Raw genomic sequence first — 330 nt, 5'->3', positions numbered from 1 at the left:
TGTTGACGCTCACTTAATATTGACCAGCGATGCTCGTTGAATATTGACCAGGCATTTAAGCAATGTAGCGTACTACACTGCTGTGGATAAATCGATCAATTGCTGTTGCTTTTTCTTCACTGATCGACGGTTAAAATAACTCTCCTTTCTCTGCTTCTCGTTTCTTTATACGCTGCTTGGCTTCCTCCGTGCTTTGCTTAAAACGATAGGATTCATTACCCGTTTCGATGATATGGCAATGATGAGTCAGTCGATCCAGCAGTGCAGTCGTCAACTTAGCATCACCAAATACATTGCTCCATTCCGAGAAGCTCAAGTTCGTCGTAATGA

At 42.7% G+C, this 330-nt stretch carries 1 protein-coding gene; it reads right to left on the bottom strand.

All coding sequences use genetic code 11. From position 1 onward, the window contains the following. Window positions 1-130: 130 nt before the first annotated feature. The coding region (locus ACXM0J_RS18890; RefSeq protein ID WP_045505274.1) for an ATP-binding protein at window positions 131-330 on the bottom strand (200 nt) is incomplete at its 5' end.

It is taken from the genome of Acinetobacter sp. GRABPA_MV_2 (genome assembly GCF_056725885.1).
The sequence above is the reverse complement of the archived record's forward strand: the minus strand, read 5'-3'. Positions and strand labels throughout refer to the sequence as shown.